Here is a 22,084-nt window from a genome sequence, read left to right as displayed (position 1 = left end):
GACGCGGGCAGCCACAAGCCGCCAGCGGAGGGACCACCATCCGGGGTATCGGCCGTGGTGAACGAGGTAGGTGCCGGGAATTCCCGTCCGCTTTTGGGTCATGTGGGTGAGCGACCCGGGAGCGGGGAACGTGACCAGTACGCTGAGCGTGACGATCGGTAAGAGAGGTCGTTCACCACAGGGTGGTCAAACTGGGTAAAGTCATCTTTACCCGACGGGGAACCCTTCGGTCTCGGTGAGCGTTGTACCCCGTGAAGGCGCCAGCAAGGCCCCAGGAGGATCAGGTGCGTTCTAGCAGCAACCCGGCGTTCCGCAACTTGTCGCCACGCGGCGGGTATGCGGGCTTCACCGACACCCAGGCAATGCCGGGCTATGGCGGACCCGGCGGCCCGGCGGGCTACGGCGGCTACCAGGCCCCGCCCACCACCAGCGACCGGCCGATGACCGTGGACGACGTGGTCACCAAGACCGCGATGACCCTCGGCGTCGCCCTGCTGACCGGCGTGATCACCGCGATCGCCGTGCTCAGCGGTTCGATCTCGCCCTACCCGCCGATGATCATCGGCATCCTGGTGGGCCTGGTCCTGTCGCTGATCGTCATTTTCAAGCAGACCCCCAACCCCGCGCTGATCCTCGGCTACTCGGCCGCGGAAGGCGTGGCGCTGGGTGCGATCACCGGCGTGTTCGAGTACTTCATCCCGGGCATCGCCGTGCAGGCGCTGCTGGGTACCGCGCTGGTGTTCGGCGTGATGCTCACGCTGTACAAGACCGGCGCGGTCAAGGTGACCCCGAAGCTGCAGAAGTGGGTCTACGCGGCGCTCGGTGCCGCGGTCCTGCTGATGCTGTTCAACCTCGTGATGAGCCTGTTCGGCGTGCAGACCGGCATCCGCGGCAACGGCCCGCTCGGCATCATCATCGGGGTCGTCTTCATCGGCATCGCGGCGTTCATGCTGTTGCTGGACTTCGACCAGGCGGACCAGATGATCCGCGCGGGCATGCCGGCCAAGTGGGCCTGGTACGCGGCCTTCGGGCTGATGACCACGCTGGTGTGGCTGTACCTGGAGATCATCCGGTTGCTGGCCATCTTGAACAGCGACAACTAGTGCTTGCCTGAGGAGGAAGGGGCGCTTGGCCGATTCGGCCGGGCGCCTCTTTCGTTTGGGCTCGTGGGTCGCCGCTCAACCTCAGTGGGACAGTTGGGCGGTTCGCGGTTTGCGTTGCCGGGCGGCGGTTGCGTTTCGGTCTTTTGTGAAAGAAGAGGGCGCCCGGCGATGTGCCGGGCGCCCCTTCGTGTTTCTTGGGTCAGCTGAGGCGTTCCAGGATCATGGCCATGCCCTGACCGCCGCCGACGCACATCGTCTCCAGGCCGAACTGCTTGTCGTGGAACTGCAGGGAGTTGATCAGCGTGGTCGCGATGCGGGCGCCGGTCATGCCGAAGGGGTGGCCGACGGCGATGGCGCCGCCGTTGACGTTCAGCTTCTCCAACGGAATCCCCAAGTCCTTGTAGGACGGGATCACCTGTGCCGCGAACGCCTCGTTGATCTCCACCAGGTCGATGTCCCCAATGGACATCCCGGCTCGCGCCAGCGCCTGCTTCGACGCCTCGACCGGCCCGTAACCCATGATCTCCGGCGACAGGCCGGTCACGCCCGTCGCCACGATCCGGGCCAGCGGCGTGATGCCCAGCTCCGCCGCCTTCGTGTCCGACATGATCACGAGCGCGGCCGCGCCGTCGTTGAGCGGGCAGCAGTTGCCCGCCGTCACGCGACCGTCGGGGCGGAACACCGGCTTCAGCCCGGCGACGGCCTCGAGCGTCACCCCGGCCCGGGGCCCGTCGTCCTTGGCCACCTCACGGCCGTCGGGCAGCGTCACCGGGGTGATCTCGCGGGCCCAGAAGCCGTCGGCGATGGCCTTCTCCGCCAGGTTCTGCGAGCGGACGCCGAACTCGTCCATCTCCTCGCGGCTGACACCCTTCAACCGCGCGAGGTTCTCCGCGGTCTGGCCCATCGCGATGTAGGCGTCCGGCACGGCGCCGTCCGCGCGGGGGTCGTGCCACTCGTCCGCGCCCTCGGCCTGCACCGTCGCGGTGCGGGCCTCCGCGTCGGCGAAGACCGGGTTGTGGGTGTCCGGCCACGAGTCGGAGCTGCCCTTGGCGAAGCGGGACACGGTCTCCACGCCCGCGGAGATGAAGACGTCACCCTCGCCGGCCTTGATGGCGTGCATGGCCATCCGCGTGGTCTGCAGGCTCGACGCGCAGTACCTGGTCACCGTGGTGCCGGGCAGGTTGTCGTAGCCGAGCAGCACCGCGACGATGCGGGCCATGTTGAAGCCCTGCTCCCCGCCGGGCAGGCCGCAGCCCAGCATGAGGTCGTCGATGTCCTGCGGGTCGAGCTGCGGCACCTTGGCCAGGGCCGCACGGATCATCTGCACGGTCAGCTCGTCGGGGCGCATGTCGACGAGCGACCCCTTGCCCGCCCGGCCGATCGGCGAGCGGGCCGCGGCGACGATGACAGCCTCTGGCATGGCACAACTCCTTCACCGAAGCATCGGAACAACTCGATGCTAGTGCGAAACCACGCAAGAGATGACTGAGCGCTTGCTCACCAGATTCCGGCTTCCGCGCAGAGCGGCGGCAGCATCACGTTCGCGGCCAGCTCGTAACCGGTACCGCTCGGGTGGAACCGGTCGGAGCTGAACATGTCGTCGGGGTAGGCGAGGAAGTCCTTGGTGAGCAGTTCGCCGAGCGGCACCACCCGCCCGCCCGCGGCCCGCACCTGCGCACGCTGCGCCCGGGCCAGCGCGCCGCTCCAGTTGCTGGCGATCGACCGCAACGGCTGCGGGATCGGCCGCACGATGGCCAGATCCGGGCACGTCCCGACCACGACGGCCGTGCCCGCCGCCGTGAACCGCCGCACCTGCGCGCCCAGCAGCGCCGCGCACGTGCGCACCAGCGTCGCCGACGTGACGTCGTTGCCGCCGATGATGACCAGCGCGACGTCCGGGGGATCGGTCATGGCGGCGTCGACCTGCGCCACGAGCGTCCTCGTGGTGGACCCGACGATCGCGTACGTGGTCAGGCGCACCGGCTGCCCGGACTCCTCGGCCAGGCCGCGGGCCAGCCGCACGCCGGGCAGCGCCTTGGGGTCCTCGGCGCCGAGCCCGGCCGCGAGCGAGTCGCCGAGCAGGGCGAACGTCAGGACCTCGCCGATGTGCACGTGCGGGCCCGAGCCGTCGGGGAAGTAGACGCCGTCACCGTTGAACGGTTCGGCCGCCGGCAGCCCGATGACCGCCCGCGCCTTCTTGGCCTGCCCGCTGAGCAGACCCCACATCCCACCGGAGAGGCCCACGCCACCACCGGCGACGAGTGCGGCCACGCGCAGCCCGCGCATCCCTCCCATGGTGTCCTCCCCTCGTCCGCGCCCCCACCTGTTCGACGGTCGGCGCAGCGCCGCGGTTCAACCCCGCATGGATTGGAGTACCCAGGATCGCCCAACCCGTCGAAGGGGCGGTGGAGCGACTCTGGAATACCGCTGAATTCCCCCTCACGTGATCGTCGTAGGGTGCTGCTGACACACACCTCATCGGGTACATCGGGGGAACAGCGTGCAGGTGAACATCCGTCAGCAGCCCGCTTTCGCCGTGGCGCGGCTGATGCTGCAGCCGGGCGAGCCGGCCCAGGTCGAGGCGGGCGCCATGCTCGCGCACAGCTACGGCATGCAGATGCAGTCGAAGTCCCAGGGCGGGATCATGAAGGGCCTCGGCCGCGCCATCCTGGCGGGCGAGTCGCTGTTCGTGTCCACCTACACCGCGCCACCGCAGGGCGGCTGGGTCGACATCGCCCCGAACCTGCCCGGCGACGTCCAGACCATCGAACTCAACGGCCAGTACGGCTTCGTCGTCACGCGGGGCTGCTGGCTCGCGTCGTCCTACGGCATCCAGACCGAGACCAAGTGGGGCGGGTTCCGCAACCTGATCGGCGGCGAGGGCGGCTTCCTCACCCACTGCTCCGGCCAGGGCACCGTGGTCACCTCCGCCTACGGCGCGATCGAGACCGTGAACCTGCAGCCCGGCGAGATCATCACCATCGACACCGGCCACGTGGTCGCGTTCGCCGACACCGTGCAGTACCAGACCCGCAAGATGGCCACCGGCATCATCCAGTCCATGAAGAGCGGCGAGGGCCTCGTCTTCGACTTCCAGGGCCCCGGCCAGGTGCTCACCCAGACCCGCAACCTCAGCGCCCTCGCGCAGTGGGTGGTCTCCGTGGTGCCGTCGCGGCAATAAGGTAGTGGACACGGCTTCGGCCCGGCCCGGTTTGCAGGAGGCGCTCCAGCGCCGGAGGCAAGCCAGGCCATGAAGGGGCCGAAGCCCGTGCGAACGAAGAGAGCACCAACAAGCACAGGGAGTTCTGGTGCAGTACGTCGAGCATGTCGCCGATCTAGTGGGCAACACCCCACTGGTCAAGCTGAACACGGTGACCCAGGGACTCCAGCCGTTGGTGCTCGCCAAGCTGGAGTACATGAACCCGGGCGGCAGCGTGAAGGACCGCATCGCGCTGCGGATGGTCGAGGCGGCCGAGCGCTCGGGTGAGCTGCGCCCCGGCGGCACGATCGTCGAGCCGACCTCCGGCAACACCGGCGTGGGGCTGGCCATGGTCGCCCAGCGCAAGGGTTACAAGTGCGTCTTCGTCTGCCCGGACAAGGTCAGCGAGGACAAGCGCAACGTGCTCAAGGCCTACGGCGCCGAGGTCGTCGTGTGCCCGACGGCGGTCGCGCCCGAGCACCCGAACTCCTACTACAACGTCTCCGACCGCCTGGTCAACGAGATCGACGGCGCCTGGAAGCCCAACCAGTACGCCAACGTCGAGAACCCGGCGAGCCACTACCACGGCACCGGCCCCGAGCTCTGGAAGCAGACCGAGGGCAGGATCACCCACTTCGTCGCGGGCGTCGGCACCGGCGGCACGATCTCCGGCACCGGCCGCTACCTCAAGGAGGTCTCGGGCGGCAAGGTGAAGATCGTCGGAGCTGACCCAGAGGGTTCGGTCTACTCCGGCGGCACCGGCCGGCCGTACCTGGTCGAGGGCGTGGGCGAGGACTTCTGGCCCGACACCTACGACCGCGACATCTGCGACGAGATCATCGCGATCTCCGACGCCGACTCGTTCAACGTCACCCGTCGCCTGGCCCGCGAGGAGGCGCTGCTGGTCGGCGGTTCCTGCGGGATGGCGGCCGCGGCGGCGCTCGAACTGGCCCGGCGCGAGGGCCCGGACGCGGTGATCGTCGTGCTGCTGCCCGACGGCGGGCGTGGCTACCTGTCCAAGGTGTTCAACGACGCGTGGATGTCGTCCTACGGTTTCCTCGCGCCGGAGGAGTCGGGCGCCACCGTCGGGGATGTGTTGCGCCGCAAGGACGGCACGCTCCCGGAGCTGGTGCACAGCCACCCGAACGAGACGGTCGCCGACGCCGTGGCGATCCTGCGCGAGTTCGGCGTCAGCCAGATGCCGGTGGTCTCCGCGGAGCCGCCGGTGATGGCTGCCGAGGTGGTCGGCGCGGTCAACGAGCGCGACCTGCTCGACGCGTTGTTCACCGGCAAGGCCGCCCTCGCTGACCGCTTGGACAAGCACATGTCACCGCCGCTGCCTACGATTGGGGCGGGCGAGCAGATCGCGAAGGCCATGCACGCGCTGTCCGACGCCGATGGCGCGTTGGTGCTCGTGGACGGCAAACCCGCGGGCGTCGTCACCCGCCAGGACCTGCTCGGGCACCTGGCAGGCAGGTGACACCTCGGCGTTTTGCCCCGTGATCCCCCACACGGAGCAGCGCGATCCACTAGCGTTAGCGAAAACGAGCAGACGACTGAATATTGTCAAGGCCGAGGAGTTGGACATTCCATGAGTGCTCCGCAGCCGCCGAACCAGCCATGGCAGGGCGGCCAGCCGAACCAGGAGCAGCAGCCGCAGGGCGGACCGCCCAGCGGCCCGAACCCGGCGATCTCGAACCCTGGTCCGACCCAGGTGATGGGCGGTCCCGGCGGACCACCCGCTGACGAGGGCGCCGACCGCACGCAGGTCGTCCAGCCCGGCCAGCACGGTCAACACGGCCAGCAGGGCCAGGGCGACGCGACGCAGATGGTGCCCCCGGGCACCATGCCGCCCCAGACCCCGCCGTACGCGCCGCCGCCGAGCGCGTCGGACCAGTCCGGTGGGTTCGGGCAGCCGCAGCACGGTGGGTTCGGTCAGCAGCCGCCGCAGCAGGGTGGCTTCGGCCAGCAGCCCGGCGGGTTCGGCCAGCAGCCCCCGCCGCAGCAGGGCGGGTTCGGTCAGCAGCCGCCGCCCGGCTACGGCCAGCCGCAGCACGGCGGGTTCGCCCAGCAGCAAGGCCTGTCGCAGGGCCCGAACTTCGGTGGTCAGGGCAACAACACGCAGATGATCGCGTGGGCCATCGCCGGTCTCGTCGCCCTGCTGGGTCTGGTGACCGCGATCTGGGAGCTGTCCGACGACATCTTCTCCGGTGACGTCAGCGACTACGCGTCGGCGGTCGGGAACCTGCCCGACGAGGCGAAGGTGGCGTCTCCCGGGCTTGTCTGGATCTCCACGCTGCTCATCCTGCTCGGTGGCCTCGCGGCCATCGGCGCCGGCGTGCTGATCTACCTCAAGCACAAGCTGGCGGCCAACGCCGCGATCGCGGCCGGTGCGGTGATGTTCATCGGCGCGATCCTGTACATGATCGCCTTCGGGCAGTTCGAGGGCGACACCAGCGATGCGCCGCTCGGCAACGTCAAGGTCTGGGCCTTGATCGCGGGTCTGCTGGTGGCCGGCGCTGGTGCGTTGGGCTACTTCCCGCAGACCAAGCAGTACCTGGGCATCGGCTCTTCGCTGGGTGGCCCCGGTGGCGGCTTCGGCGGCGGCAGCGGCGGTGGCTTCGGTGGCGGTCAGCCTGGTGGTTTCGGCCAGCAGCAGCCGCCGCAGCAGGGCTTCGGCCAGCAGCCCCCGCAGCAGCAGGGTGGCTTCGGCGGCCCGCCCTCGGGTGGGTTCGGCCAGCCGCCGCAGCAGGGTGGCTACGGCCAGCAGCCCCCGCAGCAGGGTGGCTTCGGCGGCCCGCCGCCCGGGCAGCCGGGTGGTCAGCCGGGTGGCCAGCCACCGCAGCAGTGGTGACCGAGTAGGTGTTCCTCGAGTGGGCCCTGGACCGACGTGGTCCGGGGCCCGCTCGCTGTACGCGATCGATCACGCAGCGAAGTGTTATAGAACTGGCCGGAACGCACGTAGGAATGCAAAGGTCCGACTGATTAGATGAGCGCCTTGAGGCGCCCCGACGACTTCTTGGGGGAGTAGGTCCATGAGCTATCCGCAGCAGGGTGGATACCAGCAACAGCCGTGGCAGCAGGGCGGTGGCCAGCCGGGCGGCGGCCAGGGCGGCTACGGCGGCGGCGGGTACAACTACCCGGCGCAGACCGGCGGCGGCAACCCCGCAACCGCGATCATCGCGGGCATCCTCGGCATCGCCGTCGCGGCCCTGCTGGCCATCCCGGCCTTCAAGATGCTGGGCGACGCGCCGGACAACACCCCGACCGAGCTCACCATCATGGTCGTGTTGTTGCTCGCCGCGGCGGCGGTCTGCCTCGTCGGCTCGATCGTCACCTTCGTGCGCAAGGTCGCCGGTGCGTTCGTGTTGCTCATCGGCGCCATCGTGGCGATCGCGGCGATCCTGCTGCAGCCGGTCCTGATCGGCAGCGCGATGAAGGACGCCGGCGCCCCGGACGAGGCCATCCCCGGGATGGGCGATTTCCTCGAGGCCATCTTCAAGTTCAACACGTTCGAGGACTCGTGCCTCGCGATCGCGTTGATCCTCGCGCCGATCCTGCTGATCTTCTCGGTGATCCCGCCGACCCTGAACTGGCTGCGTGGCGCCACCCAGTCCTACGGCGGCTACCAGCAGCCGCAGCAGGGTGGCTACCAGAGCTGGTGACCAGCCCGCTCGACCCGGAAACGCCCAACGCGGCGGCCGCCTCGGCCGCCGCGTTGGTGTTCGTGCGGGCTAGCACGCCCGCGACATCCTGACCACCGCGTCCCACATGCAGGGCACGAGGGCTATTGCTGGTCCTCGGCCGTACCCTCGGTGTCATGGTTGACAACGTGTCCCGGCTCGGGTTCGAGACCAGGGCTATCCACGCCGGGCAAGAGCCCGACCCGCGCACCGGCGCGGTCATCGTGCCGATCTACGCGACCTCCACCTACGCCCAGGACGGCGTGGGCGGTCTGCGTGAGGGCGGCTACGAGTACTCGCGTACCGCGAACCCGACCCGCACCGCGCTCGAAGAGTGCCTTGCCGCCCTCGAAGGCGGCACCTATGGGCTGGCGTTCCCCTCGGGCATGGCCGCCGCGGACGTCGCCTTGCGGGCGCTGTGCCGCCCCGGCGATCACGTGATCATCCCGCACGACGCGTACGGCGGCACGTTCCGCCTCGTGGACAAGGTGCTCAAGCACTGGGGCATCGAGCACACCGCGGTCAACCTGTCCGATGTGGACGCGGCGCGGGCGGCGGTTCGCCCCAACACCAAGGTGATCTGGTGCGAGACGCCGACCAACCCACTGCTCTCGGTCGCGGACATCGCCGCACTGTCCGGGATCGCGCACGAGAACGACGCGCGCCTGGTCGTCGACAACACCTTCGCCACGCCCTACCTGCAGCTGCCGCTGAGCCTCGGCGCCGACATCGTGCTGCACTCCACGACGAAGTACCTCGGCGGGCACTCCGACGTGGTCGGCGGCGCGCTCATCACGTCGGACAGCGCACTGCGCGAGGAGTTCTTCTTCCTGCGCAACGCCGCCGGCGCCGCGCCGGGTCCGTTCGACGCGTGGCTCACCCTGCGCGGGGTCAAGACGCTCGCGTTGCGGATGAACAAGCACAGCGACAACGCCGAGCGCGTGGTCGAGGCGCTGCTGGGCCACCCGAAGGTCGACCACGTCTACTACCCGGGCCTGCCGGACAACCCCGGCCACGAGGCCGCCGCGAAGCAGATGCGCCGCTTCGGCGGGATGGTGTCGTTCACGGTCAAGGGCGGCGAACAGGCCGCGCTGGACGTGGTGGCCCGCACCGAGATCTTCATCCTCGGTGAGTCGCTCGGCGGGGTCGAGTCGCTGATCGAGCACCCGGGCCGGATGACGCACCTGAGCGTCGCCGGGTCGATGTTGCAGGTGCCCGACAACCTCGTCCGCCTGTCGTGCGGCATCGAGGACGGCACCGACCTGGTCCAGGACCTGCTGGCCGCGCTGGGGTGATCGGCGAGCTGGGGCTGAGTTAGGGACGAGCCTGTTGCAGCCGGTCGACTCCGCCAAGCGGGGTGGCCGGCTGCGCCGGCGCCTGCTTGTCGACCACACCAGGGGCCCGCGGCAGGTCGCGGGCATCGATGCAACCGCCGACGAGTTCGACGTGCCCGTCGTGCTGGACGTAGCGGCCGGGGTCCGCGCAGCCGGCGTTGCTCACCGTGAACACCGCGACCCCGCCGAGCGCCGTCGCGGCCACCGTGACCGCCGCGACCGGCAGCACTCGCGCGATGCGACCGACGACCGACATGCTGCTCCCCACCTGAAACTCCGGCGTGTGGTTACGAGCGTACCCGGCGTGCGGTCGCCGGGTACGCCGAACCACTAGTCACAGGGAGTTCTCAGGTTCGTTCCCACATTCCCTCGGCTGAACTTGGTGGCGCCTCACCGTTAGAGATTGCCTCGACGGTGCTGATGGCGCCTCACCGCTGGAGATTGCCTCGGCGGTGCTGATGGCGCCTCGCCGCTGGAGATTGGCTCGGCGGTGCTGATGGCGCCTCGCCGCTGGAGATTGGCTCGGCGGTGCTGATGGCGCCTCGCCGCTGGAGATTGCCTCGGCGGTGCTGATGGCGCCTCGCCGCTAGAGATTGCCTCGGCGCTCCTGCTCCCGCTCGATCGCCTCGAACAGCGCCTTGAAGTTGCCTTTGCCGAAGCCGAGCGAGCCGTGCCGCTCGATCAACTCGTAGAACACGGTCGGCCGGTCGCCGATCGGCTTGGTGAAGATCTGCAGCAGGTAGCCGTCCTCGTCGCGGTCGACCAGGATCCGGTGCTTCTGCAGCTCCTCGATCGGCAGCCGCACCTCGCCGATGCGCGCCCGCAGCTCCGGGTCCTCGTAGTAGGAGTCCGGGGTGTCCAGGAACTCCACGCCCGCCGCCTTCATGCCCTCGATGGTGGCGAGGATGTCGTTGGTGGCCAACGCGATGTGCTGGCAGCCGGCGCCCGCGTAGAACTCCAGGTACTCGTCGATCTGCGACTTGCGCTTGGAGACCGCGGGCTCGTTGAGCGGGAACTTAACCCGGTGGTTGCCGTTGGAGACGACCTTGCTCATCAGCGCCGAGTAGTCGGTCGCGATGTCGTCGCCGACGAACTCCGCCATGTTCACGAAGCCCATCACGCGGTTGTACCAGTCGACCCAGTAGTCCATCTTGCCGAGCTCGACGTTGCCGACGCAGTGGTCGACGGCCTGGAACAGGCGCTTGGGCGCGCCTTCGGGCTTCGGCTTCGGCGTGCGGGCCTCGTAACCCGGCAGGTACGGGCCGGCGTAGCGGGAGCGGTCGACCAGCGAGTGCAGCGTCTCGCCGTAGGCCTGGATGGCGGCGCGGCGGACGGTGCCGTGCTCGTCGCTGACGTCGTGCGGCTCCTCGGCGATGGTGGCGCCCTGCGCGCGGGCGTGCTCGACGCAGCGGTCGACGTCGTCCACCTCGAGCGCCAGGTCGATGACGCCGTCGCCGTGGCGGCGGTGGTGGTCGAGCAGCGGGCTCGCGGGGTCCACGCCGCCCTTGATCACGAACCGCGCCGAGCCCGACTTCAGCACGAACGCCTTGTGGTCGCGGTTGCCGGTCTCGGGACCCGAGTACGCGACGAGGTCCATGCCGAACGCGGCCTGGTAGAACCACGCGGTCTGGGTCGCGTTGCCCGCGACGAAGACGACCGCGTCCATCGCGCGCACCGGGAACGGGTCCTTGGCGTCGTCGTAGTCGACGAGGCCGACCAACTGGCGGAGCTGGTCGTAGCTCACGTCGTCAAGCGGCTGGGTGTCGGTCATCCGGCCCTCCCTTGGTGTCGATGCGGTACCCCGATGGTGCGGCCGGCAGTACAGTCTGAGCAACACTCAGTGAATTCACTGGACAGTCTGATCAGTGCCAAACGGTTGCGTGTCGGCAGACTGAGCAATCTGTGTAGGAGGTTTCCCGTGGACCTGGACCCCCTCGACGCACGGCTGTTGTTGTTGCTCACCGACGAGCCGCGGTTGGGCGTGCTGGAGTGCTCGCGGCGGCTGGGGGTGGCTCGCGGGACCATCCAGGCTCGGATGGACCGGCTTTCCCGCCGTGGCGTGTTGACCGGGTTCCCGCCGGCGGTGGATCTCGGAGCCATCGGGTACGGGTTGACGGCGTTCGCGGTGCTGGAGATCGCGCAGGGGCGGCGCGGGGAGGTGGCCAGGCGCCTGGCGGCCATCGACGAGGTGTGCGAGGTGCACGCGACCACCGGGCAGGGGGACCTGCTGGTGCGGATGGTCGCCCGGTCCAATGCGGACCTGCAGCGGGTGATCGACGAAGTCGTCGACGTGGAATGGGTTCAGCGCACGTCCACGTCCATCGCGCTCTCCACCCCCGTGCCGCCCCGCGTCCGCCCCCTCCTGGAACGCGCCGTCTCCACCTGACCCACAGGGGCGTGTCCCACACTCAGACCGGGTGTGTCCCACATTCGCGCGGGGTGTGTCCCACATTCGGGCCGGGTGAGTTCCGCATTCCCTTGCCCGGAAACACTTCCGCCCCCGACCGGCGAGCCGATCGGGGGCGGGAAGAGTGTGCGTGCGTCAGCCTGTGTAGGGCACTGCCTTGATCAGGGTGACCTTCTGCGTGTTGCCGTTGGGCAGCTCGTAGGAGCGGGTCTCGCCCTCCTTGGCGCCCAGCAGCGCCTTGCCGATCGGCGACTCCGGCGAGTACACCTCCAGCTCACCCTCGGCGCCCTCTTCGCGGGTGGCGAGCAGGAACTTCTCGGTCTCGTCGTCGCCCTCGTACTTCACCGTGAGGACCTTGCCTGGCTCGGCAAGGCCGTCGTTGGCCGGCGCCTCGCCGACCTTGGCGTTGCGCAGCAACTCCTGCAGGTGCCGGATCCGCGCCTCTTGCTGTCCTTGCTCCTCGCGTGCCGCGTGGTAGCCGCCGTTCTCCTTGAGGTCGCCCTCTTCGCGGCTGTCGTTGATCTTCGCGGCGATGACCGGGCGGTTCTCGACGAGCTCGTCGAGCTCGGCCTTGAGCCGGTTGTAGGCTTCCTGGGTCAGCCAGGTCACCTGGGTGTCGCTCACGGTCACCAACTCCTCGTCGTTATCCCGCCATGGTGTGGCAGGAACTGGCAGATTCCGGCCCATCCAGGCGCCCGGAATGTGAAAAACACGGCCCGCCATGGGGCCGTGCCGATACGTGATGATACCACGTGGCGGCCATTAGGCGGGCCGGTTTTATCCGTTCTACCCGATTCTGGGAACCACGAAACGCGGGTTCACCCCGTTGGCCGCCTGCCGGTGGACAGGTACGCCGGCACCTGGTATGAGCAGCCGAAAACGTCCGCCGTGACCGGTGGTCGGGCGTTCTGGATGACCGTGCTGATCGAGGTCTGCGCCCCGCCCGGTGGGATCAGGACTTCCCGGCGCCCGCTCTCATTGCCCGCCACGTCCTGCGCACGCACAATGCACACCGCCGGCCGGTCCGGGTGATCACGGGTGACGGTGAACGTCAATCGCATCGCGTTGGCGGGGAGGTCGGTGAAACCGACACGCTCGGTGTCGATCGGGGCAGTTCCGAAGTTCTCGTAGGCGAGCCACGTCGCGACGCCGCCCAGCGCGAGGGCGCCCGCGATGATCAGCACGCCACGCCACCGCTTGGACAGCCGCGGCCGCCTGCGGCCGTAGCGCTCGGTGTCGAGCTCGCTGCTCAGCGAGGTCGCCTCCCTGCTCAATGGCCCTCCTGACGGGAACTGTCGGTGTCATCGGGACAATGATCCGCGGTAGGGGACCAGTATCTCGCGCCGCCCGGATGATCCCGGCGCCCGGGTGCGTTGAACGCGGTGAGCCGAGAAGAGGGAGCCAGGGAGAACATGGCGGACAAGCTGCGATTGATGGCGGTGCACGCGCACCCCGACGACGAGTCGAGCAAGGGCGCGGCCACCATGGCCAAGTACGTGGCCGCGGGCCACGAGGTCATGGTCGTCACCTGCACCGGGGGCGAGCGCGGCGACATCCTGAACCCGGCCATGGAGCGGCCGGACGTCAAGGAGAACATGAGCGAGATCCGCAAGGCCGAGATGGCCAAGGCGGCGGAGATCCTCGGGGTTCAGCACCGCTGGCTCGGGTTCGTCGACTCCGGGCTGCCCGAGGGCGACCCCAAGCCGCCGTTGCCGGAGGGCTGCTTCGCGCTGGTCCCGCTCGAGGAGTCCGCGGCCAAGCTCGTCGAGGTGGTCCGCGAGTTCCGCCCGCACGTGATCATCACCTACGACGAGAACGGCGGGTACCCGCACCCCGACCACATCCGCACCCACGAGGTGTCGGTCGCGGCTTTCGACGCGGCGGGCGACCCCGACCGCTACCCCGACGCCGGGGAGCCGTGGACGCCGCTCAAGCTGTACTACAGCCACGGTTTCTCCAAGAAGCGGATCCTCGCCATGCACGAGGCGCTGCTCGCCCGGGACATCGAGTCGCCCTATACCGAGTGGCTGGAGAAGTGGGACGACGACCGGCCCGACAACGCCGACCGGGTCACCACCCGCATCGAGTGCGCGGATTTCTTCGAGACCCGCGACGCGGCCCTGCTCGCGCACGCCACGCAGATCGACCCGAACAGCCGCTGGTTCGCCGTGCCGCTGGACGTGCAGCGCGAGGTGTGGCCGTTCGAGGAGTACGAACTGGCCCGCTCGCTGGTGGACACCACGCTGCCGGAGGATGATCTGTTCTCCGGTATCAGTGAGAAGGTGACTGCGTAATGGTCTTTCCCGCCGCGATTCCGCAGGCGGAGCTGGTGGCGATGGTGGCGCAACCGCCGCCGCCTCCATCCGACGACAAGGGTGGTCAGGGCGAGGACTTCGGCAAGTCCTCGCCGCTGGGCTTCCTCGTCCTGATCGTGTTCCTGATCGCCGTGGTCTTCCTCGCGCGGTCGATGACCAAGCACCTCAAGCGCGTGCCCGCGAGCTTCGACGAGCCCGATGCGCCCAGCGAGACGAAGCCCGCCGAGGACGAGAAGAAGACCGAGGACTAGCGCTAGACCCAAGGCGCGGCGAGCAGGTCGGCGATGGTGCGCCGTTCGCGCCGGGCGGCGCCCGAATCCGCCGGCCGGCCGACGGCGATCATCGACACGACCTGCCAGCCCGCCGAGGGCGCGAGGTCAGCGGTCAGCGCGTCCAGGTCGAACGCGCGGAACTGCCGGCACGCCAACCCCATCGCCTGCGCCTGGATGGTCAGGTGGGCCACCGCCTGACCGAGGTCGTAGTCGGCGAACTCCGAGTACGCCCAATCGGTGTCCTCGACGAACCGGTGCGCCACGGTGACCACGAGCAGGCCCGCGTCCGGCGCCCACGCGGCCGCGCTGGGGGCCAGGTGCTTGAGCAGCCGCGCGTGGTCCGGCTCGCCCGGTCGCGCGGTGAAGAACGCCCACGGCTGCGAATTGCCCGCCGACGGCGCCCAGCGCGCCGCCTCCAGCAACAGGTCCACCTGCTCGTCGGCCAGCGGACCGGCGGCGGCGAACCGCAACGGGCTGAACCGCGTGGCGAGCACGGGGTGCAGCTCGTTCACGACGTGGTCCACCCCTCCGAGGGCGTCACCGGGCGGGCGCGGATGGCGTCGGCGCTGACCGGGCGGCCCTCGAACGGGGTGGACAGCACGACGTGCGTGTCCAGTTCGGCGTGTTCGCCGAGGCGCTCGACCAGGCCCTCGAAGTGCGCCATGGACGCCGCCCGGACCTTCAGCATCGTGCACGCCCGCCCGGACAGCCGGTGGATCTCGACGATCTCCGGGAACTCGTCCGCGGCCGTGGTCTTGAGCAGGCAGCGCCCGAGCATGCACCGCATCTGCACGAACGCGGTGAACGGCAGTCCGGCCTTGCCCGGGTTCACCGTCGCCCGGTAGCCGTCGATCACGCCGTCGCGTTCCAGGCGCCGCACGCGCTCGGCGACGGCGGGCGCCGACAAGGTGACCCGCCGGGCGAGCTCGTTGAACGACAGCCGGCCGTCCTGCTGGAGCTCGGCGAGGATGCGCCAGTCGGTCTGATCCATCCGCAAAGTCTATGGCGGGGATCGCTTGGCGTTCCCAAGGTGTTTTCGCTGGATCGGGTGTCGTCGGCCCTTCGGTGGGCGTTGATCGCCTTCTACGCTCGAATCCCATGACAGCCACTGTGATCCCGCAGGTCAGCGCCACGAGGTCGGCCGCGGCGCTCGGTGTGGCGGCCGCCGCCATGAGCGCCGCGATGGGCACCGCGAGCGCGGCCGCGACCCTCGTCTTCGGTGACCGCCTGGGTTTGGCGTGGGCCGGCGTGCCGGCGATGCTCGGGATCGTCGGCACGGCCGCCGGGTCGATGGCCGTCGCCCGGCTCGTGTCCGTGTTCGGGCCGCGATCAGGCCTCGGCGGCGGATACCTGCTCGGCGCGGCCGGCATCGCGTTGGCCGCATTGGTCACGCTCGGCGGCGCGGGCCCGGTCGCTTCCGCGCTGTTCGTCGGACTGGGAATGGTGTTGCTGGGCACCGGAAACGCGGCCGCGCAGCTGTCCCGCTACGTCGCGGCCGAACGGCACACGCCCGGGCGGCAAGGATCGGCGATCGCGTTGGTCGTGTGGATCACGACCATCGGCGCGGTCGGCGGACCGCTGCTGCTCGGCCCGGCGACGACGTTGGCCGGTGCGGCCGAGGGCGCGTTCGTGCTCGCGGCCTGCTGCGCCGGACTGGCCGCGGTCGTGGTCGCCGCGGTGCCACGGGCCGCGCGGCCCGCGCCGGTGCGTGCCACGCCGGGCCGCTTGTTCGCCACGAGCACCGCCCGCCGCGCGTTCGCCGCGATGGCCGCCGCGCAGGTCGTCATGGTCGGCGTGATGACCGCGACCCCGATGACCATGCACGTGCACGGGTCGACCACGACCATGATCGGCGCGGTGTTGTCGGCGCACACGTTCGGCATGTTCGCGCCGTCGCCGGTGACCGGGTACCTGGTGGACCGGTTGGGGCCCATCAAGGTCGTGTGGCTCGGGTTCGCCGTGCTGGTGCTTGCCTGCGCCGGCACGACCGTCACGGCGGGTGGGAGCCAGGCGGTCGCGTTGTTCCTGCTCGGCCTCGGCTGGAACCTCTGCTTCATCGCGGGCAGCGGCGTGCTCGCGGCGGGGCTGCCGGCCGAGGGCAAGCTCAAGGTGGAGGCGAAGGTCGAGGCCGCCGTGTGGACGATGGCCGCGGCCGCCGCGTTGTCCTCGACGGTGGTGTTGTCCCTGGGTGGCCCGGTGACGTTGGCCATCGCCGCCACGGCGGTCGTCGGGGTCGCGGCGCTGGTCGTGCGGGTGGGTGTGCGGTGAGTGCGCATCGCGGGGGAGACTCGGGTCATGGGCAACCGACTGGCACGAGCGACCTCGCCTTACCTGCTGCAGCACGCGGACAACCCGGTGGACTGGTGGCCGTGGACGCCGGAGGCCTTCGAGCAGGCGCGTGAACGGTCGGTGCCCGTGCTGTTGTCGGTCGGCTACGCGGCATGCCACTGGTGCCACGTGATGGCGCACGAGTCGTTCGAGGACCCGGCGACGGCGGCGTTCATGAACGAGCACTTCGTGAACATCAAGGTGGACCGGGAAGAACGCCCCGACGTGGACGCCGTGTACATGACGGCGACCCAGGCCATGACCGGGCACGGCGGCTGGCCGATGACGTGTTTCCTGACCCCGCAAGGCGAACCTTTCCACTGTGGCACCTACTTCCCGCCGACCCCGCGGATGGGCATGCCGTCGTTCCGGCAGGTGCTCGAGGCCGTGCGGGACGCGTGGGTCGAGCGGCCGGACGAGGTGCGTGAGGCGGCCGGGGAAGTCGTCTCGGTGCTGCGCAAGCAGACCGGTGCGCTGCCATCGTCCACTGTGGATGAGTCGGTGCTGTCCGGCGCGGCGACGTCGTTGCTCGGCGACTTCGACCGCAAGCACGCCGGGTTCGGTGGTGCGCCGAAGTTCCCGCCGTCGATGGTGCTGGAGTTCCTGCTGCGCCACCACGAGCGGACCGGATCGGCCGAAGCACTGTCCATCGTGGACGCCACCGCGGCGGCGATGGCCGACGGCGGGCTCTACGACCAGCTGGCCGGCGGGTTCGCCCGCTACAGCGTGGACGCCGAGTGGATCGTCCCGCACTTCGAGAAGATGTTGTACGACAACGCTTTGCTGCTCGGCGTGTACACCCACCTCTGGCGGGTCACCGGTTCGGCACGCTGTGCGCAGGTGGCCACGGAGACGGCAGCGTTCATCATCCGTGACCTCGGCACCGAGCACGGCGGGTTCGCCGCGTCGCTGGACGCGGACACCGAAGGTGTCGAGGGCCTGACCTACGTGTGGACCCCCGACCAGCTGACCGAGGTCCTCGGTCCGGAGGATGGTCGTTGGGCTGCCTCGCTCTTCGGTGTGACCGAGGAGGGCACGTTCGAGCACGGCACGTCCACGCTCCGGTTGGTGGACGAGCCCGACGACTTCGCTCGGTTCGACCGGGTGCGGGCCGAGTTGCTCGCCGCGCGTGCGTCGCGACCGCAGCCGGGCCGCGACGACAAGGTGGTCGCGGCGTGGAACGGCCTGGCCATCCGGGCGCTGGCCGAGGCCTCCGCCGCGTTCGACCGGCCCGACTTCGCCGCCGCGGCCTCGACTGCGGCCGCGGCCATCGTCGAGCGGCACGTCGTGGACGGCAGGCTGCGGCGGACGTCGCGGCTGGGCGTGGTCGGCGAGTCCGCCGGGGTGCTGGAGGACTACGCCTGCCTCGCCGACGGGCTCCTGGCGTTGCACCAGGTCACCGCCGAGCCGCGGTGGCTGACCGAGGCCGTCGCCCTGCTGGACACCGCTTTGGCACGCTTCGCCGACGTCGACACGCCCGGCGCGTTCCACGACACCGCCGACGACGCGGACGCGTTGGTGCTGCGCCCCGCGGACCCGTCGGACAACGCGAGCCCGTCGGGTGCTTCGGCACTGACCGGCGCGCTGGTGCAGGCGTCGGCGCTGGCCGGGCACGAGCACGCCAACCGCTACCGCACGGCCGCCGAGGCGGCGCTCGAGCGGGCCGGTGCGCTGGTGGCGCAGGCACCGAGGTTCGCCGGGCATTGGTTGTCGGTGGCCGAGTCGATGGTGCGCGGGCCGCTGCAGGTGGCGATCGTCGGCGCGAACGACGAGTTGCGGCGCACGGCCGTGGCCACCGCGCCCGGCGGCTCGGTGGTGCTGGCCGGCGACCCGGACGCGCCGGGTGTGCCCCTGCTCGCCGACCGGCCGCTGGTCGACGGGGTCGCGGCCGCGTACGTGTGCCGGGGTTACGTGTGCGACCGACCCGTGACCAGCGTGGTCGACCTCGCGGCGTTGCTCACCCGCGGCTGACGCTTCCACCCGCAGCGAACAGAGGAGTCTCTTGCCTGGTTGCGACGTAACCTCAGAAGCGATGTAATCATGTAATCGCTGTAACGGAGGAAGCAATGCACGGGCACAAGATGGGGCGGGGCGGCTGGCGTGGCCGCGGCGGTTGGCAGCAGGCCGACCTGCCGAACGCCGACGACGCCAAGGCGTGGTTCTCCGGCCGGTTGCCGGACGGCTGGTTCACCGGTGAGGTCACGGTGACCGTGGACCGGGAAGAGATCATCGTGGTCGGTGAGCTGCCGGCGCTCACCGAGCAGTTCGACGACGACGCGGCCCGCGCGGCCGCCGAGAACGGCCGGATCAGTCGGTTCCGCGAGGACACCCGCGACGAGCGGATCGAGATCGCGCGGCAGGCCGAGCACCGCTACGGCCGCAAGGTCGCGTGGGGCGCGCGGCTGGGTGGGTCCGAGGAGTTGTTCACGACGCTGTCGGTGCCGGTGATGACCCGGCTGCGCCAGCCGGAGCGGCTGATCCTCGACACCCTCGTGGACGCGGGTGTGGCGCGGTCCCGGTCCGAGGCCCTGGCGTGGGCGGTCCGCCTGGTCGGCCAGCACGCCGACCAGTGGCTGAGCGAACTGCGCGACGCCATGGCCAAGGTGGACGACCTGCGTGCCAAGGGTCCCGAGCTCTGAGCGCTCGCGACGGCCGGTGACGCAGGCGCCGCGTCACCGGCCTCACGGGTACATGGCCAGCCAGATCGCGATGTAGTGGCAGAGCGCGGCCAGGATCGTGGCCGCGTGGAAGAACTCGTGGTGGCCGAAGGTCTTCGGCCACGGGTCCGGCCAGCGGGTCGCGTAGAAGACCGCGCCGACGGTGTAGAACAGGCCGCCGACCAGCAGCAGCACCAGGGCGGCGACGCCCGCGTGGTGGAGCAGCTGCGGCAGCACGAAGATCGCGACCCAGCCGAGGGCGATGTAGATCGGGGTACCGAGCCAGCGCGGCGCGGTCGGCCACAGCAGCTTCAGCGCGACCCCGGCGATGGCGCCGCCCCACACGATGCCGAGCACGACGAGTCCCGGTCCGCGGTCCATCGCCAGCAGGGTGAACGGCGTGTACGTACCCGCGATGAACAGGAAGATCATCGAGTGGTCGAGGCGCTTCATCCACAGCCGCGTGCGCTCGTGCACCCACCACCGTCGGTGGTAGAGCGCGCTCACCCCGAAGAGGCCGAGCACCGTCGCGCCATAGACCGACGTGGCCAGCGCGGCCTTGGCGGACACCGTCGACGCGGCGACCGCGATCAGCACGGCGCCGGTCGCCACCGAGATGAAGAACGAGTAGAAGTGCAGGACACCGCGCATCCGCGGCTTGGGGGCTTTGGCTGGACGGCCGTCGAGGGTCACGGTCACCCCTTCAGGTTACGGAAGCGTAGGTTCGGTTCGTCAAGGCGCGGCGGCCGATCTCACGCTCGGGTGCTCAGCCCCAGCCGGCGATCTCCCGGTGCTCGACGGCCATGCACCGGTCCATGACCACGTCGAGCCCACCGGCCGCCGCCAGTTCCGCGGCCGCCTCGTTGATCACGCCCATTTGCAGCCACAACGCGCCCGCTCCGATCGCGACCGCCTGCTCGGCGACCTCGAGCACGGCCTCGGGCGCGCGGAACACGTCGACGACGTCGACCGGGGCGTCGATGTCGGCGAGCGAGGCGTAGGACGACAGGCCCTCCCACCCGTCCAACGCCGGGTTCACCGGCAGGATCGTGAGCCCGGCCCGGCGCAGGTAGCGCGCCACGCCGTGGCTTGGCCGCATCGGGTTGGCCGACAGGCCGACGACGGCCACGGTCCGCGCCTCGTGCAGCAGCCGTTCGATCACTGCCGGGTCCTGCCAGCGGGCGAGTTCGGTCCTGTGCACGTCCCCAGTGAAGCACCTGCGGCCGCCCGCGCGCCCGTCGGTCGGCGTACCCTGCGGGGACGTGTCCCTGCGTACGCGGTTGTCCCGGTTCGTCTACGGCATCTACAACAAGCGCCTCGCCCAACAGGCGGGTGGCGCTCGACCACGTCACGTGGGGGTGATGCTGGACGGCAACCGCAGGTGGGCGCGGGAAGCGGGCTTCACCGACGTCAACGACGGGCACCGGGTCGGTGCTCAACGCATCACCCAACTGCTCGGCTGGTGTGGTGAGGAAGGCGTCGAGCTGGTCACCCTGTGGCTGCTCTCCACGGACAACCTCAACCGCGACGCCAAGGAGCTCGAACCGCTCCTGGAGATCATCGGCGACGTCATCGACGAACTCGCCGAACCCTCCCGGCCGTGGCGGCTGCGGATCATCGGCGCCCTCGACGACCTGCCGGACGACCTCGCGGCCCGGCTCTCCTCGGCCGCCGCGCGCACCGAGGGCCGCACCGGCATGGAAGTCAACATCGCCGTCGGTTACGGCGGGCGGCGGGAGATCGCCGACGCGGTGCGCAAACTGCTGCAGCAACACGCCGAGGCAGGCACCACGATCGAGGAACTGGCCGAGGTGCTGACCGTCGACCACATCGCCGAACACCTGTACACGTCCGGCCAGCCCGACCCGGACCTGGTGATCCGGACATCAGGCGAACAGCGGCTGTCCGGATTCCTGCTCTGGCAGTCGGCACATTCGGAGTTCTGGTTCTGCGAGGCTTATTGGCCGGACTTCCGGCGCACCGATTTCATGCGTGCCTTGCGAGATTACGCGATCCGGCACCGCCGATTCGGTTCCTGAACGCACAGAAATGCGACCCGGACGCTGCATCCGGGCCGCATTCCTGGTGTTGCTTGCTTAGTGGGTGAAAGTCCCGGCGATCCACGCCGGGCCGCCCCACACGCTGAACCAGGCGGAGCTGACCAGCTTGGCGGCACCGCCACCGAGCTCAGCGCCACCCTCGTTCCAGCAGTTGCCGGCCTCGGTCTCGGTCGGGCCGACCGGCGAGACGTAGCAGGGGGTGTTGTCGTAGTTGGTCGACGCCGGGGAGGCGAACGCCGGCGCGGCGATCAGCGACAGACCAGCGACGGAAGCGGCGACAAAGAGAGCCTTCTTCATGAGTGCACATTTCCCTTCAAAGTCAACTCATGTAAGGCGGCAGGGAGCAGCGGAACTGCATTACCGCCGCCTTGTGAGAGAAACGCTAACTTGCCGGGCCTGATCGGCGCAGCCTGGAAACTCCATCGTGTTACCGAAAATTCGGTGATCCACTCGAAATGATGGGATCGGCAGCGGAACGTGTCGGTGGTAGGCGCATGGTTCGGGGGCCGGTCCCTCGTCGGTGATCGTCTTCTGCCGCCGATGGACTACTCCTCGTAATCGTGGCCGCTCACGGACGGTTGAACGAGTCCAGCAGGTGTCCAGTTGGGAAATCACCTGTGTGGCTGCCTGCACGATGGGCCCGACTCCGGGTAACTTCCGAAGTGACGGGTCGTGCACGCAAGCGGCTCGTCCCGGGAGGCCCTGGTCGTGACGGTAGCCACGAGG

Annotated in this window: 24 protein-coding genes; 13 read left to right on the top strand and 11 right to left on the bottom strand. The window is 69.7% G+C overall.

Annotated elements, in window-relative coordinates; all coding sequences use genetic code 11:
- Positions 1–284 precede the first annotated feature (284 nt).
- Positions 285–1,103, top strand: coding sequence for a Bax inhibitor-1/YccA family protein (locus tag EV186_RS00795; RefSeq protein WP_133847164.1), 819 nt, complete (start codon positions 285–287; stop codon positions 1,101–1,103).
- Positions 1,104–1,302: 199 nt separating this feature from the next.
- Here EV186_RS00795 and EV186_RS00790 read toward each other — a convergent pair whose 3' ends face one another.
- Complete coding sequence (locus tag EV186_RS00790; RefSeq protein WP_133847163.1) at positions 1,303–2,523, bottom strand: acetyl-CoA C-acetyltransferase; 1,221 nt, start codon at positions 2,521–2,523, stop codon at positions 1,303–1,305.
- Between the two features lie 77 nt (positions 2,524–2,600).
- Positions 2,601–3,398 (bottom strand): SGNH/GDSL hydrolase family protein, encoded by a 798-nt coding sequence (locus tag EV186_RS00785; RefSeq protein WP_243753752.1) that lies wholly within the window; start codon positions 3,396–3,398, stop codon positions 2,601–2,603.
- A gap of 205 nt (positions 3,399–3,603) precedes the next feature.
- Between EV186_RS00785 and EV186_RS00780 the strand changes: the two genes are divergently transcribed.
- The 5 genes from EV186_RS00780 to EV186_RS00760 all read left to right on the top strand — a co-directional run bounded on the left by EV186_RS00780 (position 3,604) and on the right by EV186_RS00760 (position 9,280).
- Positions 3,604–4,284 (top strand): TIGR00266 family protein, encoded by a 681-nt coding sequence (locus EV186_RS00780; RefSeq protein ID WP_133847162.1) that lies wholly within the window; start codon positions 3,604–3,606, stop codon positions 4,282–4,284.
- Positions 4,285–4,411: 127 nt separating this feature from the next.
- Positions 4,412–5,782 (top strand): cystathionine beta-synthase, encoded by a 1,371-nt coding sequence (locus tag EV186_RS00775; protein ID WP_133847161.1) that lies wholly within the window; start codon positions 4,412–4,414, stop codon positions 5,780–5,782.
- Positions 5,783–5,893: 111 nt separating this feature from the next.
- On the top strand, positions 5,894–7,156 hold the full coding sequence (locus EV186_RS00770; RefSeq protein ID WP_133847160.1) for a hypothetical protein: 1,263 nt from the start codon (positions 5,894–5,896) through the stop codon (positions 7,154–7,156).
- Between the two features lie 181 nt (positions 7,157–7,337).
- Entirely contained in the window at positions 7,338–7,967 is a 630-nt protein-coding gene (locus tag EV186_RS39315; protein ID WP_208115441.1) for a hypothetical protein, read from the top strand.
- 155 nt (positions 7,968–8,122) lie between these two features.
- Entirely contained in the window at positions 8,123–9,280 is a 1,158-nt protein-coding gene (locus EV186_RS00760) for a cystathionine gamma-synthase (RefSeq protein WP_133847159.1), read from the top strand.
- A 19-nt stretch (positions 9,281–9,299) separates the two neighbouring features.
- Here the strand turns inward: EV186_RS00760 and EV186_RS00755 are convergent, their stop codons facing one another.
- A complete protein-coding gene (locus EV186_RS00755; protein WP_133847158.1) occupies positions 9,300–9,575 on the bottom strand; it encodes a hypothetical protein in 276 nt (91 codons plus the stop codon).
- Between the two features lie 330 nt (positions 9,576–9,905).
- A complete protein-coding gene (hppD, locus tag EV186_RS00750; RefSeq protein ID WP_133847157.1) occupies positions 9,906–11,090 on the bottom strand; it encodes a 4-hydroxyphenylpyruvate dioxygenase in 1,185 nt (394 codons plus the stop codon).
- Between the two features lie 147 nt (positions 11,091–11,237).
- On the opposite strand from hppD, the gene EV186_RS00745 reads away from it, so the two are divergent.
- The gene (locus tag EV186_RS00745) at positions 11,238–11,705 is read left to right on the top strand and encodes an Lrp/AsnC family transcriptional regulator (RefSeq protein ID WP_133847156.1); all 468 of its coding nucleotides are present in this window, start codon (positions 11,238–11,240) and stop codon (positions 11,703–11,705) included.
- Positions 11,706–11,861: 156 nt separating this feature from the next.
- Here the strand turns inward: EV186_RS00745 and greA are convergent, their stop codons facing one another.
- Positions 11,862–12,359 (bottom strand): transcription elongation factor GreA, encoded by a 498-nt coding sequence (greA, locus tag EV186_RS00740; RefSeq protein ID WP_133847155.1) that lies wholly within the window; start codon positions 12,357–12,359, stop codon positions 11,862–11,864.
- A 185-nt stretch (positions 12,360–12,544) separates the two neighbouring features.
- Entirely contained in the window at positions 12,545–13,000 is a 456-nt protein-coding gene (locus tag EV186_RS00735; protein WP_133847154.1) for a DUF4307 domain-containing protein, read from the bottom strand.
- Positions 13,001–13,138: 138 nt separating this feature from the next.
- Between EV186_RS00735 and mca the strand changes: the two genes are divergently transcribed.
- Both mca and EV186_RS00725 read left to right on the top strand, forming a co-directional pair.
- Positions 13,139–14,020 (top strand): mycothiol conjugate amidase Mca, encoded by an 882-nt coding sequence (gene mca / locus EV186_RS00730; RefSeq protein ID WP_133847153.1) that lies wholly within the window; start codon positions 13,139–13,141, stop codon positions 14,018–14,020.
- Between the two features lie 41 nt (positions 14,021–14,061).
- The gene (locus EV186_RS00725) at positions 14,062–14,292 is read left to right on the top strand and encodes a hypothetical protein (RefSeq protein ID WP_243753899.1); all 231 of its coding nucleotides are present in this window, start codon (positions 14,062–14,064) and stop codon (positions 14,290–14,292) included.
- A 2-nt stretch (positions 14,293–14,294) separates the two neighbouring features.
- Here the strand turns inward: EV186_RS00725 and EV186_RS00720 are convergent, their stop codons facing one another.
- Both EV186_RS00720 and EV186_RS00715 read right to left on the bottom strand, forming a co-directional pair.
- Positions 14,295–14,825 carry a nitroreductase family protein gene (locus EV186_RS00720; RefSeq protein ID WP_208115440.1) on the bottom strand — a complete coding sequence of 177 codons (531 nt, stop codon included), beginning with the start codon at positions 14,823–14,825 and terminating at the stop codon, positions 14,295–14,297.
- Positions 14,822–15,304, bottom strand: coding sequence for an Lrp/AsnC family transcriptional regulator (locus EV186_RS00715; protein ID WP_133847151.1), 483 nt, complete (start codon positions 15,302–15,304; stop codon positions 14,822–14,824). Before EV186_RS00715 ends, EV186_RS00720 begins: the two co-directional genes overlap by 4 nt.
- A 107-nt stretch (positions 15,305–15,411) precedes the next feature.
- Between EV186_RS00715 and EV186_RS00710 the strand changes: the two genes are divergently transcribed.
- From EV186_RS00710 to EV186_RS00700, 3 genes are all read left to right on the top strand, one after another.
- Positions 15,412–16,581 carry an MFS transporter gene (locus tag EV186_RS00710; RefSeq protein ID WP_166658974.1) on the top strand — a complete coding sequence of 390 codons (1,170 nt, stop codon included), beginning with the start codon at positions 15,412–15,414 and terminating at the stop codon, positions 16,579–16,581.
- A gap of 27 nt (positions 16,582–16,608) precedes the next feature.
- Positions 16,609–18,612, top strand: coding sequence for a thioredoxin domain-containing protein (locus EV186_RS00705; RefSeq protein ID WP_133847149.1), 2,004 nt, complete (start codon positions 16,609–16,611; stop codon positions 18,610–18,612).
- A gap of 110 nt (positions 18,613–18,722) precedes the next feature.
- A complete protein-coding gene (locus tag EV186_RS00700; protein WP_133848658.1) occupies positions 18,723–19,280 on the top strand; it encodes a hypothetical protein in 558 nt (185 codons plus the stop codon).
- A 42-nt stretch (positions 19,281–19,322) separates the two neighbouring features.
- On the opposite strand, the gene trhA is transcribed toward EV186_RS00700, so the two are convergent.
- Positions 19,323–19,949, bottom strand: coding sequence for a PAQR family membrane homeostasis protein TrhA (trhA, locus tag EV186_RS00695; RefSeq protein ID WP_133848657.1), 627 nt, complete (start codon positions 19,947–19,949; stop codon positions 19,323–19,325).
- A 115-nt stretch (positions 19,950–20,064) separates the two neighbouring features.
- Entirely contained in the window at positions 20,065–20,499 is a 435-nt protein-coding gene (locus EV186_RS00690; RefSeq protein ID WP_133847148.1) for a CoA-binding protein, read from the bottom strand.
- Between the two features lie 61 nt (positions 20,500–20,560).
- Between EV186_RS00690 and EV186_RS00685 the strand changes: the two genes are divergently transcribed.
- Entirely contained in the window at positions 20,561–21,337 is a 777-nt protein-coding gene (locus tag EV186_RS00685; RefSeq protein ID WP_166658973.1) for an isoprenyl transferase, read from the top strand.
- Positions 21,338–21,394: 57 nt separating this feature from the next.
- On the opposite strand, the gene EV186_RS00680 is transcribed toward EV186_RS00685, so the two are convergent.
- Positions 21,395–21,655, bottom strand: a complete 261-nt coding sequence (locus EV186_RS00680; protein WP_133847147.1) for a hypothetical protein — start codon at positions 21,653–21,655, stop codon at positions 21,395–21,397.
- Positions 21,656–22,084 lie beyond the last annotated feature (429 nt).

The organism is Labedaea rhizosphaerae, from assembly GCF_004362825.1.
Classification (GTDB): Bacteria; Actinomycetota; Actinomycetes; order Mycobacteriales; family Pseudonocardiaceae; genus Labedaea; species Labedaea rhizosphaerae.
Note: the sequence above shows the minus strand (reverse complement) of the source record. Positions and strands in the feature narration are given on the sequence as shown.